Below are 12,159 nucleotides of genomic sequence, written 5' to 3' on the forward strand. Positions count from 1 at the left end.
CTCGGACGGCGGAGCTGCCGGAGTTGCTCATGGCGCGGGGCGTCCTCGAACCCGCTCGCGTGCCCCCGGATGGTCTCCCGGGCCACCGGCCCACCGGAACCGCTCGGATCGTGGGGTGACAAGGGAGCCTTGTCACCCCACGGCCTGCACGCCCCCGGCCCCAGCCGACCGTCGCCATGACCGATGCCGGCCTCGGCCAGCCGATTGTGTGGTTGTCCGCTCATTGCCGATCAGTTCCGGAAAGGATCCGCGAAGCCGCCGAGCGGCGGGAACCGGTGTGGTGGTGTCGCGGTAGCCGTGGGCGCGGCGGGACCGTCTTCGCGTCCGGCTCAAGGGGAGGGGAAAGCAATGCGGCGCAGATTGGTTGGGGTGGCCGTGGCGGTCGCTGTCGGCACGGCGGTGGTGGGCCCGGCTGCAGTGCCCGCGAACGCGGCGTCGACCGCGTGGGTGTACATCGCCTTCCCGACGTGGATGGGCAACTGCCCCAATGGGGGCAGCGTCACCAAGATCCAGGCATACACGGACTACTGGAACACGAACTGGGACGTCGGCGACGACCTGGTGTACGGCAAGGTCGCGTTGAACCAGAGGAACACGATCATCGCGAAGGTCTACTGCAACAAGTGGCCGGGCTACTACCACGACGTGTACCGCAACGACGTGGTGCCCACCCGGGGCGGCCAGACCCTGTTCGTCGGCCCCGCAGGCTGGTCCCGAAACTAGTCACAGCCCCGAGCGGAGAAGCACCCGCACCGCGGACGCGGGTGGCCCGGGGGACAAGCCGCTCCCCCGCGGCTCCCCCGCTTCCGGTCAGATGGTCGGGGCGATCCGGCCCAGCACGGCCACTTCGGCCTGTCGGATGCCGCCCATGACGCCCACTACGGTGAACGTCACGTCCAGGCGCTCGAACGCGGCGGGGTGAGGAATCCGACCGAGTCCTTGGGCACGGCCGTCTGTATCCACCCGTCGAGGTCCTCTGTCGCCCTCACCTTGTCGCCGGGCCTTCATCCGCACCCCCATTCCGCGCACCCGCCAAACGGGCGCACCCGGATCGGGCCGGTCGGTAGCGCCGGACGGTGCGACGATCACGACCGCCATACGTCACCGTACGGATACGACGGTCGTCGTCGAGGCTTCTCGCGGGCCCCTGCCGATTGGTTCGCCGCTCGTCGACGACGCGCGTTGAGAATTGCCGAAGCATTCGGTGCCGCGCGAGACGAGGGCGTCGGCCAGGAACCAGGTGAGCACGCCGACTGGAACGACCGACCGCCCCAGGGAGAGTCCGAGACGTTGGCGCCGGTCACCAGCGTGGTCGACACGAGGGCGGTCGACGCGAGCCCGGTGCGTGCCCAACGGAGCAGGCGTCTGCCCGGGAGTTCGCGGTCGGTGGGTTCCTCCGGCGCCATGAGCGTCCATTCACCGTCGCCCGCATTGACAACATCCAGGGCGAACGCCCGGCGCATGTCGTCGAGGGCGCCGCCTCCTACGGCCGCGACGCCCTTCCACGCCCGCGCTCGGGCGGCGATGCCGACGCGACGCCGGCGAGTTCGTGGTCCGCGGTCGCGTCTCCGGTGCGCAAAACCCCCGGCGCCACGGCCCTTCGGCGCCACGGCCGCCCGCCGCTCGGCCGGGACGGTGGCAGGGTGGGGCACGGGCGGGCGGGATGCCGTCACGGGGCTCGCCGGTGGGCGGGAGGTGGGGGCGGGGCGGCGGGCGAGGATCGCGCCCAGGTCGTCGGCGAGGTCCCAGCCCTGGTTGACCGTCAGGTCCAGATCGAGCCCGGCGAAGGTGGTGGCGTGGAACCGCACCCACCCCGGGCGCGCGGTTCGGGCCGGGGATCGCGGAAACGGTGTCGGGGTGTGGGACATCACGGGCGGCCCGCCCGGATCCGAAACCGCCGAACCCAACGCGGACGCGGCCGAACCGGCTTACGTGTCAATGGTGTTGCGGCCCGGGTCGCCGTACGCGCACACCCCGCCCGCGCCGACGGTTCCGGCGGCTCCGGGTCGGTTGCGGATCGGCGCGCACTACGCGTGGACCGCGTCCGCCGCCACCGACTACGGCACGTTGGGGCGGACGCTGCCGGATCTGATCGACCCGCCGAAGGCGGTGGCCGCCTCGTTGGACGGGAACGACGCGATCGCGGCCTCCGGGTTGCTCGCGCAATGCCGCACCACAGGTCAACACCCCCGCACACACGACCCCCGAAACCCCACACCGCGTCATCGACCCAACTCACAGACTCGCACCACTCCCCCACACGAATTCTCAACTTGCCGCACCACAGCTCAAAGACCCCACCGACCAACGACCAACGACCCACAGCAACCCCACTGAGACGACACAACCGTCGTCGATACCGGTGCGGCCGCGTCCCGGACCCACTGATATTCGGAGAGCGTCTCCACGCGGGCGTGACCTATCGTGGAGACAAGATGGAAACGGGGTCGCGGGCAGGAAACGTCGTGGGACATTCCGGGATCGACTTCGAGGCGGTATTCCAGGCTCTGCCGGGCGCGGTCGCGCTGCTCACCACCGAATTGAGGTTTCTCGCCGCGAACGAGACCTACCTGAGCGTTACGGGCCGTACCCGCGAGCAGGTGGTGGGTCGTTACGTGTTCGATGTTTTCCCCGACAATCCCAACGATCCCCACGCAACCGGTGCGCGCAATCTGGCGGCATCGCTGCGCCGGGTGGTCTCCACCGGGGAGCGCGACACGATGGCGCTGCAGCGCTACGACGTCGAGTACCGCGACCGGCCCGGCGAGTGGGAGGAGCGCTTCTGGAGCCCGGTCTGCAGCCCTGTGTTCGGCCCGGACGGCCGCGTGGCGTTGATCGTGCTCAAGGTGGAGGAGATCACCGAGCTCATCCGCGCCCGCCGTCCGCAGGATCGCGGGGGTTGGGCGCAGGTGCTGGAAGCCGAGTTGTACACGCGCTCGAGGGAACTCCAGGAGGCCAACGAGCGGCTGCGGTGGGCGCACGCCCGTGACCGCGAGGTCGCCCTCGCCCTGCAAGCCGCGATGTTGCCCGCGCCCGCGGAGTTGGCCCGTCACCGCGCCGCGGTCCGCTATCGGCCCGCGGTCGGGGCGCTGAACGTGTGCGGCGACTGGTACGACCTGGCCGAGTTGCCCGGCAACCGCGTCGCCGTGGCCGTCGGCGACGTCGTGGGGCACGGGCTGCCCGCGGCCTGCGTCATGGGACAACTGCGCAGCGCGCTCAGCGCCGCGGTGCGGGCCGCCGGCGCGCCGTCGGCGGCCCTCGACGCGCTCGGCCTGTACGCCCGCTCGGTCGCCGGCGCCGAATCGAGCACCGCCGTGCAGATCGTCGTCGACTTCGACCGGCACACCCTCGCCTACAGCAGCGCCGGGCACCCGCCCGCGGCCCTGGTCCACCCGGACGGCGCCGTCGGGTTCCTGGACGGGGCCACCGACCCGCCGCTGGGTGCCCGCCCCGAACACTTCCCGCGCCTCGAGGCCACCACCGGGTTCGTCGACGGCGCCACCCTGGTCCTGTACACCGACGGACTGATCGAACGCCGCCACGAGGACATCGACGACGGCATGAAGCGGCTCGCCCGCTGCCTGACCCGTCACCGCGGCACCGACCCCGAAGTCCTCGCCGACAACCTGCTGGCCGAACTGACCCCTTCCGGCGGGAACACCGACGACACCGCCCTGGTCGTCGTCCGCCTCTAGAGCCAGTGCTCCGACCGCATGGGTTCGCCGGGGTGGCGGCGTTGGTGTTCGGACCGGCTGGATGGGTGTGGGAAGAATTTGAGCGGTCGCGGAGCCGATCAAATTAGGCTCCCAGCATGTCTGGTCCGACGTTGGTGATCGAGTTGGCGGAGCCGCTCTCCCCGGCTGCGCTGCGGGAGTTCCGTGCGTTGATGGTGGGGCTGTCCTCCCACTTCGCCGAGAAGCGGCCCGGGTTCTTCGACGTCAATGTGCCTGCAGAGCGGCTGGGCGTCGAGGACGGGCGAGAGAAGGACTGGCGAAAGCCGTTCCCGCTTCCCCTCCTCGGCAACACCATCGCGGAAGAGGAGCTCACAGCCCTGGTGGGATTCAATCCGCGGCGCGAGGACTGGCGTCGGCCCTTCCTGGTCTACTTGATGGGGCCGGGCGTCGGCGACGAGAGCAGCTTCGAAGCCGAGCACGCGGACGAGCCCGAGGTGGAGGCCATCCTCGGCTTCAGACCGACCCATGCCGTCAATGTCAGCGCCTGCTGTAATCGCGAGATCGACCATGTGACCACGGCCCTGCTGACCGCCGCTGTCATGGACGTCATCGGAGGCGTGGCCAAAGCCGAACTGCTGGACGGACAGGCGTCGGTCGTCGCCGGCCTTCCGGGGGCGGTGGGGATCGCGGACGACGACTGGATGGCGCTGGGAACGTCGGAGTTCCTGCGGGCCTGGGTTGGGCACCCCGCCTTCCGGCTGGTCAAGTAGCCCGGACGGATCCGCGGGCGGAGGTCGTGCTGTGACCCGGAACATTCGCCAGGGTTGCCTGGTCATGCGGCGAGAGCGGGCCGGCCGCCCCAGCGGACGCCTTTCTCGCTGCGGATACGGGCGCGTTCCCTGCGTTCGGCGACCAGGACGTCGCGGTGACGGGCGTTGATGTTGCGCCACCGGAGGTAGGCGTGCAGGGCCCGGGTCTGCACGGTGTGGTTGGGGTGTTTCGAATTGGCGATGGTGAACTGCCGCAGCGGTCCGAAGTGCGCTTCGATCGGGTTCGCCCACGAGGCGTAGGTCGGGGCGCCGTCGGGCCGGGTGGCACGGATCGATTTCAACGCGGCCGGCGTGTTCACGGCTCCCTTCCTTCGCCGGTTCACACCCCACAGGCGATCGTCGCCCACCGAGTAGCAGCCGTGGAAGTACCGGACTCCGTGGGTGCGGTGGTAGGTGGCCGGCACCCGGTCGGGATGCTCCCGTTTCGCCCGGCCCGAGCCCGCGGTGGGCCGGATCCCCGGCGGGCCGAACTCGTCGAAGGCGAAGACCCGCGCCCTCGACGTTGCCGACGAGGCCATCGCCCAGCTCACGGTGCCGACGGGCTTCGACCAGGACCTCGCCGGCGAGGCCACCCGCACCAGCAACCGCATCCGCGGCCTCCTGACCCGGTTCCACCCCTCGCTCGAACGCGTCCTCGGCCCCCGCCTGGACCACCCGGCCGTCACCCACCTCCTGGAGCGACACGGCTCGCCCGCCGCCCTGCGCAGGGCCGGCCGCCGCAGACTCGCGGCCCTGATACGCCCCAAGGCCCCGCGCATGGCCGAACGCCTGGTGAACGACGTCTTCGACACGCTCGACGAACAGACCGTCGTCGTCCCCGGCACCACCACCCTCGACACGGTCGTCCCCTCCCTCGCACGCTCGCTCACCGCAGTCCAGGAGCAACGACGGAACGTGGGGGCGCAGATCGGCGAGCTCCCGGAGGCCCACCCTCTTTCCGAGGTCCTGATCCCGATGCCCGGAGTCGGCGTCAGGACCGCAGCCACCCTCCTGGTGACCATCGGCGACGCAACCTCGTTCCCCACCGCCGCCCACCCGGCCTCCTGCGCGGGCCTGGCCCCCGCGACGAAATCCTCCGGGACCTCCATCCACGGCGAGCACGCCCCCAGGACGGGCAACCGACTCCTGAAACGAGCGACGTTCCCTTCGGCGTTCGCGGTCCTGAACGACCCCGTCTCCCGCGCCTACTACGACCGATGCAGAGCCCGCGGCAAGACCCGCACCCAGGCCCTCCTCCGCCTCGCACGCCGGCGCATCGGTGTCCTGTTCGCCATGCTCAGGGACGGCACGTTCGACGAATCCCGCCCGGCAGAACCGGTCGCAGCACGACCCGCTCACGCTTGACGAAAGACATAGAGGCACCCCCCGCGTCCGGGCGGCCGACTCGGGGGCGGCATGCGTGTGCGTCGAGTGCATCGGTCGCAACATCCGGCGGCCCTCGGGTCCCGAAGGGGACGAGGAGTCGCACCGAGGGGGCTCCGGAACGACAAGAGACCAATCGCGGCCGGGGGCCATTTTCGCACCCGGCGATGTCGGAAAATCTGTCATACCTGGAGTAGACATCGCGGGAGTCGGTGGGTATGTTTTCTCTCGTAGCCCAGCGAATCAGTGAGGCGCGACAGAGACGAACTGGCGCGCGTTGTTGAGGGTTCGACAGCAGAGTCCCGAGGCCGTGTGTTGTTCGGCGAAGGGTTTCGGAGGCTGGTTGTCGGGCCGAGGAGAAACTGAGGGCGGCCCACGGGGCCGCCGTGCAGGACGAGCGGTAACCCGGCAGTACCTGCAGTTCGGTTGTACCCGCAGTGGCAGTAGACGTTGCACAAGGCAGGAGAGGAAGGAGTGAACGCCATCCGGATCGCCCGCTCGGCGCGGTTGTTCGGCCGAGCGGGATCCGTCGAGAACACCGGTACGAAAGGTGGTCCGCGGTCACGCAATTGCGATCCCCGCAGCCCCGCCGCATAAGGCGGATGCGGAACAGGTAGCCGACACGTCGGTGTCGGTGGATGGTGTGGATTTCTTTCGGGGCCCTGGTGCCGTACGGCACCAGGGCCCCTCGACGCGTTTCCCGACGACTTTGACGAATGTGAACTCAAGAGAGGCGCCGATGGCCCCCGATTCCGGCTCGACCCCAGCCAAGCCCGACAGGCTCGACGACGACGACTACCCCGCCTACACCATGGGCCGCGCGGCCGAACTGATCGGCGCCTCCCAGGGCTTCCTGCGCGCGATCGGCGAGTACGGCCTGATCACCCCCCTGCGTTCCGAAGGCGGCCACCGCCGCTACTCCCGCTACCAGTTGCGCATCGCCCAGCGCGCCCGCGAACTCGTCGACCAGGGCACCGCCGTCGACGCCGCCTGCCGCATCGTCATCCTCGAGGACCAACTCGAAGAAGCCCTGCGCCTGAACGCCGAACTGCGCGACGCCAACGAGACCCGCCCACACGAGGGCCCCTGATCCGCCGAGGACACCGAGCGCGGAGCCCCCACGGGCACGCGCACCCGGTGCGGATCGCCGCCGAAACCGCCGCTTCTCATCGAGAACCCACCGCGGTCCTCCTCACCGGCGGCAACCCCTGCCGGGAACGCGGCGGAGCCCGCGACGAGGACACCTACGCGGGCCGCGGGACCGGTCGACGATCGCAGACAGCGACGGAGGGCCCGGAGGCATGACCGCCCCGGCGAATCGACCGGTCGCGGCGGCAAGGCATTGCTCCCGGCCGTCGCTGTCATGGACGATCTCGGCCGGGACGACCGACTCGTACCACAAGTCTCACCTGCGCGACCCCGCGAGCTGCCTGACGAACAGCGCCACACGCCTCGCCGACCTCCACGGACCTACCGGCCGGCGGCTTCTCGACGACACGGTCGGACACGCGCGCCGGCGCACACGACGACGCGCGTATGTCGGAACGCGAACCCGAGAACGAACCGGCGCAGGCGACCCCCGCCTCGGCGAGCCGGAGGCAGCGGGCTCGGGTGTCGTGACGGTCACGGAGGCCGTCTCTGTTACTTTCGGATGCTGCCCGGCGGCATCGGGTCGTCCGGCGTCGTCGTGATCGACCGTTGGAGACGCGGGTCTCGACCCAGGACAGGATGCCGTGTGAAGCCTCTTGCGAACGATGCGGCCACGACGGGTGGTCTGCTCCGGGCGAGTCGCCACGCGGTCCTGGAGGACCTCCCGGACCTGATCGCCGCGCACGCCCGACCGCTGGGTCTGACCCGCCCGCTGGTCTACCTCGTGGACGTGCAACAACAGTTGCTCCGTCTGGTCCCCGGCAGAGGGGAGCACGCGGGGGAAGCGGACGCGGTCCCCGAGGCGGAGCTTCGCGTCGATGCCACGCTGGCCGGCCGCGCCTTCCAGAGCGTCGAACCCGTCGAGTCGCCGGCGGGCGCGGACGACGTCGAGTCCGGCGAAGCGCCCACCAGGCGATTGTGGCTGCCCCTCGTGGACGGCGCCGAACGCCTGGGCGTCCTGGGCCTGGAAACCGACGACACCGACGACACCGTCCTCGACAGGGCGCTCGACCTCGCGCTCCTGGTGGGGCTGCTCCTGGTGAGCAAACGCGCCTACAGCGACACCTACGAACGCCTGGTCCGCACCCGTTCGATGGGCCTGGCCGCGGAGATGCAGTGGACCCTGATGCCGCCCGGTTCCTTCGCCGGCGCACAGGCCACCGTCAGCGCGGCCATGGAACCGGCGTACGAGATGGGCGGCGACGCGTACGAGTACGCCGTCGACGGGAACACCGCCCACCTGGCCGTCTTCGACGCCATGGGCCACGACACCTCCGCCGGCCTCACCGTCGCCCTCGCCCTGGCCGGCTGCCGCAGCAGCCGCCGCCACGGCGTGGGCCTGGTCGAAACCAGCGAGGCGATCGAGGCCGCGCTCGTGGAACAGTTCGGCCGCAGCCGCTACGCCACCGCGATCATCGCCGAACTCGACCTGCTCACCGGCGCCCTGACCTGGGTCAACCGCGGCCACCACCCACCGATCGTGATCCGCAACGGTCAATGGGTCGCCACCCTGGAACGCCCGCCCGCCCACCCGATGGGCACGGACATGGGCCTGCCCGTCAGGTTGTACGACGAGCAGCTCGAACCCGGCGACTGGCTCCTGCTCTACACCGACGGCGTGACCGACGCCCGCAATCCCCAGGGCGAGATCTTCGGACTGGACCGGTTCGTCGACTTCGTCATCCGCCACATAGCGGACGGCCTCCCCGCCCCCGAAACCCTGCGCCGGCTCATCCGAGCGATCCGCGAGTACCACCACGACCGCCTCCAGGACGACGCCACCATCCTGCTCCTGCAATGGCACGGCGCCTGACCGCGGCGAGTCTGGGGACAGCCCGGTGTTCGTGCGGCATCAGGCCGCGGCGAAGGCGTGCACAAGCATCACGTGGGAACTCCCGCGCCGCATCCGCCGGATCCGCCGCGTCAGGGGTGTCGTGCCCGCGCGCACCGACGACCCGATCGCGCCGACCCGCCGCCACACCCACACCTGCGATCGAGGCGGTCGGGCTCCTCGGCGGGCCGCGGCCAAGCCCGCCAGTCCCGCCCGGCGTCCGCGATGAAGGGCCGCACGGATCGAGGCGGCCCCGGATCGGGCGCGCACCGGCACCGGGACCACGGCTCTCGCCGGGGCGGGGCCGTCGACGTCGGCCCAGACGGTCTTGCCTGCCCGGCGCGCCCGAACGCCCCAGTCGGTGGTGAGCGTGTCGAGGATGTGCAGGCCGAAGCCGCCCTCGTGTTCGGAACCGGTGTCGCGGCGCGTCGGCATCCGGGGATCGGTGTCGGTGACCGACAACCGCGCCCCGCGCCCGGTCCGGCGCACGGCCAGGACCACGTCCCCGTCGGTGTGCAGTTGTGCGTTGGTCAACAGTTCCGACAGGACCAGGACGGCCGCGGCCACGCCGTCCCCGTCCCAGCCCCAGTCGGCGAGGGCGGCCCCCACAGCCGTACGGGCCCGGGCGGAAGCCCCGATCCGTCGCGGCACGCGCCACCGGCGGAGGGAACGACGACGTCGATGCATGACCTTCCTCACGGGCACGTGGACGGACGGCGGACGGTATCGCGGGACAGCCTCGGCATACCGGCACGAACGATTCGCCCGCGTCGTCGTCCCGACGGTTCACCGGTGCGGGAGACCACGAATCCACCGCAGGGACTGTGACCAGCCCGTTCGTACACCATGGGCGGTCCTTCCCGGGCCGGCGACGCCGTGCCCGCACACCTGCCCGGCGTCCGGCGCCTTACGCGTCGTCCGATCGAGTGGATGGGCCCTCGGCCCCGAGAGCGCCGCATTTCGGAGGACGACCCCGGCGGGAGGAAGGACGCGTCACCGCCGTCGCGGAATCCTGCGAAATCCCGTCCCCGATCGGGTGTACTCCCCTCGGGGTGGGGCACAATGCTGCGGCCCACAGCCGAACCGAAACAGGAGGACGCCGACATGAACCACACCCCCGCGACCGCCTTCCTGGCCCCCGAAGCGACCGCGGCCGCCGCCGAAGGCGGCGCGCTCGCCGATCTGCCGATCGTCGACGACCCGGGCAGCGTCACGGCGACCGACGCGCGGGCGATGTCGAAGGTGCTGTTCGACCGGCTGCGGGTGCTCCAGGAGGGCACGCACGAACACCAGTACGTGCGCAACACCCTGATCGAACTGAACATCCCGCTCGTGCGGTTCGTCGCGGGCCGCTTCCGGTCGCGTCCGGAGACCTCCGAGGAGATGGTCCAGGTCGGCACGATCGGCCTGATCAAGGCCATCGACCGTTTCGACCCCGCCTTCGACGTCGAGTTCCCCACCTTCGCCGTGCCCACCATCGCCGGCGAGATCAAGCGCTTCTTCCGCGACACCTCCTGGGCCGTCCACGTCCCCCGACGCCTGCAGGAACTGCGCCTGGAGTTGGCCGGGGCCCGCGACGCGTTCACCGCGGAGCACGATCGCCGGCCCACCTCGGCCGAACTCGCCGACAAGCTCGGCCTCGCCGTCGAGGACCTCGTCGAGGGGCTCACCGCCGCCGCGGGCTATTCGGCCGCCTCCCTGGACGCTCCCGCCGGCGACGACGGCCCCGCCGAGGTCCCCTCGGGCCGTGCCTCGTTCGTCGACCCCGGCTACGAACTGGCCGAGAACCTGCACGCGCTCAAGCCCCTGATCGCGGCCCTGCCGCAGCGCGACCGCGGGAGCACGCCCGCGTTGTAGTCGGCCTGGATGCGCTCGGTGTCCAGGGTGTCGGCGAGCACGATCTGGCGGGAGAAGACACCCAGCGGCCGCTCGGACAGCTCCACCTTCACGTCGTCGGCCTTCGCAACCGGCCGGCGCTCGGCCTTGACGGTCAGCATGTTCCGCTCGACGTCGATGTCGATCGCCTCCGCGCTCACGCCGGGGAGGTCGAAGGCCACCACGTACTCTTCGCCCTCTCGGTAGGCGTCCATCGGCATCACCGACGGCTTCGACCAGGTGCCCGTTCCCATCAGCTGCTGCGCCATGCGGTCCAGCTCAGGGAAGGTCGCCTCGCGGCGTGGTGTGCGGGCTGTGCCCCGTGACGGGGAGGGGAACGACTCCGACCGCGCGTGCGGTCGGAGTCGTTCCGGTTCGTCGCGCGGATCATCGGTGGGGGATCACCGGTGGCCTGCGGACGGGTCCATGCCGCCTCGCCCCGCCGGATCCGATCGGCGACGGTCTCGATCCGTCGATCGAACAGGCGGTCCGTGGCCGCCATCAACCGCAGGGCCGGCGTCCGGGCGCAGCAGGCCGGGCGTGAGGTCGTTGAGTCCGACAGCGGGAAGAGGTCACTTCGGTCGTCGGTGTACTCGCGCCCGGGTTCTCGGTCCTGTTGCCACCGGGAGGTGAAGTCGCCCTGAACGCCGGGAGTTCCGGGCGGGATGTGCGGGCGGCGTCCGTGGGGCCGGCGGGGTTGCGGGGTCTCGGGGTCTGCGGGGTCTGGGTCGTCTCAGGCGGCGACCGTGGGGTTCGCCGCTTCGCGGGTGGGGAGATGTATGGCGTTGAGGCGCCGGGCTTGTTCGAGTCGGTTCTCGAGGGTGACGATGCGACAGGCGGCCTCGACGGAGGTCTTGTGGTCGGCGAGTTCCCGGGCGCGGGCCGCGATGCGCAACCGGTCGCGGAGGAGCGGCGGTGTCCGCCGGCGGAACGCCGCGGGGTGATCAGGCCGGCGTGCTCGACCGCGCGCAGGAAGCCTGGGTGATGTCCAGGAGTTCGGCGGGCCGGCCGGTGATGTAGGCGGGGTAGTGGTCGTCGTCGAGACGGCCGTGCGAGTCGTCTGCCGTCATCGCACCTCTCGGTCGTCCGTGTCCGGCCGTGGAGGGGCCCTGGTGCCGTTGGCACCAGGGCCCCGAAGGAACTGCTACACCATCTGCCGGCCTTGGTACTGCGCCGACCTTCTGTTTCCGCGGACCCGACCGAACATGCGTCGGGGGTGCGGGGATCGCGTATGCGTGACCGGAGACCACCTCACTATCGATGTCCTGCGGTACCCGGGCCGACACTCCCGCCCGGGCGATCCGATGGCGCTTCCACTCCTTCGTCGTTTCCTCTGTGACATCCACTGCTACTGCGTACTGCGGGTACTGCCACTACGGGTACTGCGTAATGCCGGTACTGCTCTATCGGTTACCGCGTCCTGCAACTGCTCTACTGC

At 70.7% G+C, this 12,159-nt stretch carries 9 protein-coding genes and 3 pseudogenes; 7 read left to right on the forward strand and 5 right to left on the reverse strand.

The window, feature by feature from the left end; genetic code table 11:
- Window positions 1-375 precede the first annotated feature (375 nt).
- Entirely contained in the window at window positions 376-723 is a 348-nt protein-coding gene (locus ACH4U8_RS42005) for a hypothetical protein (RefSeq protein WP_395783592.1), read from the forward strand.
- A gap of 87 nt (window positions 724-810) precedes the next feature.
- On the opposite strand, the gene ACH4U8_RS42010 is transcribed toward ACH4U8_RS42005, so the two are convergent.
- Window positions 811-963: a hypothetical protein gene (locus ACH4U8_RS42010; protein WP_395783594.1), complete on the reverse strand. Its 153-nt coding sequence runs from the start codon at window positions 961-963 to the stop codon at window positions 811-813.
- 1,502 nt (window positions 964-2,465) lie between these two features.
- On the opposite strand from ACH4U8_RS42010, the gene ACH4U8_RS42015 reads away from it, so the two are divergent.
- On the forward strand, window positions 2,466-3,695 hold the full coding sequence (locus tag ACH4U8_RS42015) for a PP2C family protein-serine/threonine phosphatase (protein ID WP_395783596.1): 1,230 nt from the start codon (window positions 2,466-2,468) through the stop codon (window positions 3,693-3,695).
- Window positions 3,696-3,811: 116 nt separating this feature from the next.
- Window positions 3,812-4,444: a DUF6368 family protein gene (locus tag ACH4U8_RS42020; RefSeq protein ID WP_395783598.1), complete on the forward strand. Its 633-nt coding sequence runs from the start codon at window positions 3,812-3,814 to the stop codon at window positions 4,442-4,444.
- 62 nt (window positions 4,445-4,506) lie between these two features.
- Here ACH4U8_RS42020 and ACH4U8_RS42025 read toward each other — a convergent pair.
- Window positions 4,507-4,995 (reverse strand): annotated as a pseudogene (locus ACH4U8_RS42025) (IS630 family transposase); the annotation flags it as partial.
- Between the two features lie 16 nt (window positions 4,996-5,011).
- Between ACH4U8_RS42025 and ACH4U8_RS42030 the strand changes: the two are divergent.
- The 3 genes and pseudogenes from ACH4U8_RS42030 to ACH4U8_RS42040 all read left to right on the forward strand — a co-directional run.
- Window positions 5,012-5,848: pseudogene (locus ACH4U8_RS42030) on the forward strand (transposase); the annotation flags it as partial.
- Between the two features lie 757 nt (window positions 5,849-6,605).
- Complete coding sequence (locus tag ACH4U8_RS42035; RefSeq protein ID WP_395783600.1) at window positions 6,606-6,956, forward strand: MerR family transcriptional regulator; 351 nt, start codon at window positions 6,606-6,608, stop codon at window positions 6,954-6,956.
- A 645-nt stretch (window positions 6,957-7,601) separates the two neighbouring features.
- Complete coding sequence (locus tag ACH4U8_RS42040) at window positions 7,602-8,828, forward strand: PP2C family protein-serine/threonine phosphatase (RefSeq protein WP_395783602.1); 1,227 nt, start codon at window positions 7,602-7,604, stop codon at window positions 8,826-8,828.
- A 39-nt stretch (window positions 8,829-8,867) separates the two neighbouring features.
- Here ACH4U8_RS42040 and ACH4U8_RS42045 read toward each other — a convergent pair whose 3' ends face one another.
- Window positions 8,868-9,533, reverse strand: coding sequence for an ATP-binding protein (locus ACH4U8_RS42045; RefSeq protein WP_395783604.1), 666 nt, complete (start codon window positions 9,531-9,533; stop codon window positions 8,868-8,870).
- 417 nt (window positions 9,534-9,950) lie between these two features.
- Here ACH4U8_RS42045 and ACH4U8_RS42050 point away from each other — a divergent pair, with 417 nt between their 5' ends.
- Entirely contained in the window at window positions 9,951-10,703 is a 753-nt protein-coding gene (locus ACH4U8_RS42050) for a sigma-70 family RNA polymerase sigma factor (RefSeq protein WP_395783606.1), read from the forward strand.
- Here the strand turns inward: ACH4U8_RS42050 and ACH4U8_RS42055 are convergent.
- A complete protein-coding gene (locus ACH4U8_RS42055) occupies window positions 10,616-10,990 on the reverse strand; it encodes an Hsp20/alpha crystallin family protein (protein WP_395783608.1) in 375 nt (124 codons plus the stop codon). The two genes, ACH4U8_RS42050 and ACH4U8_RS42055, sit on opposite strands and share 88 nt — an antisense overlap.
- 464 nt (window positions 10,991-11,454) lie before the next feature.
- Window positions 11,455-11,791, reverse strand: a pseudogene (locus tag ACH4U8_RS42060) (MerR family transcriptional regulator).
- Window positions 11,792-12,159: the final 368 nt, after the last annotated feature.

The sequence above is a fragment of the Embleya sp. NPDC020886 genome (assembly GCF_044333915.1).
Classification (GTDB): Bacteria; Actinomycetota; Actinomycetes; order Streptomycetales; family Streptomycetaceae; genus Embleya.